4 tRNA genes are annotated in these 624 nt (G+C 42.8%); all 4 read left to right on the top strand.

Annotation, left to right across the window (positions count from 1 at the left end):
* Positions 1-91 precede the first annotated feature (91 nt).
* The 4 genes from HMPREF3045_RS08985 to HMPREF3045_RS09000 all read left to right on the top strand — a co-directional run bounded on the left by HMPREF3045_RS08985 (position 92) and on the right by HMPREF3045_RS09000 (position 499).
* Positions 92-166, top strand: a tRNA-Asn gene (locus HMPREF3045_RS08985).
* Positions 167-222: 56 nt separating this feature from the next.
* Positions 223-299 (top strand) — tRNA-Met (locus HMPREF3045_RS08990).
* A gap of 3 nt (positions 300-302) precedes the next feature.
* Positions 303-379, top strand: a tRNA-Met gene (locus HMPREF3045_RS08995).
* 45 nt (positions 380-424) lie between these two features.
* A tRNA-Glu gene (locus HMPREF3045_RS09000) sits at positions 425-499 on the top strand.
* Positions 500-624 lie beyond the last annotated feature (125 nt).

Here is a 624-nt window from a genome sequence, read left to right on the forward strand (position 1 = left end):
TCCCGGGAGACTAGGAAGTTGCCAAACTTATAAAAATATCTTCTATTTTTATTAATAGAAGGTATTTATATAAGATTTTTTTATTTAGAGTGCTTAGGTAGCTCAATGGTGGAGCACCCGGCTGTTAACCGGTAGGTTGTGGGTTCGAGCCCCACCCTGAGCGCCAATGTTTCTTTAAATAGATATAGCTTCAAGTAGCTCATAACTTAGCAATTATTATAGCGCGGGATGGAGCAGCTTGGTGGCTCGTCGGGCTCATAACCCGGAGGTCGTAGGTTCAAATCCTACTCCCGCAACCATGTGGCGAAGTAGCTCAGTTGGCTAGAGCATTCGGTTCATACCCGGAGTGTCAAGAGTTCAAGTCTCTTCTTCGCTACCATTTTTTTTATAAGCTCTTAGCTTATTAACCAGCATGGAGCTTTTAGGCTCCATGGTCAAGTGGTTAAGACACCAGCCTCTCACGCTGGTATCCCGGGTTCAAATCCCGGTGGAGTCACCACTTATATTTTTTTATAATTTTATGGCCCTATGGTCAAGCGGTTTATGATCCTAACCCAATTTATGAAATAAATTGATGGTAGGTCAGATGTCGCGGTGTTTCAAAGTTTTTTGCAACTTTGTCAA

Source organism: Anaerococcus sp. HMSC075B03, assembly GCF_001815585.1.
Taxonomy (GTDB): domain Bacteria; phylum Bacillota; class Clostridia; order Tissierellales; family Peptoniphilaceae; genus Anaerococcus; species Anaerococcus vaginalis.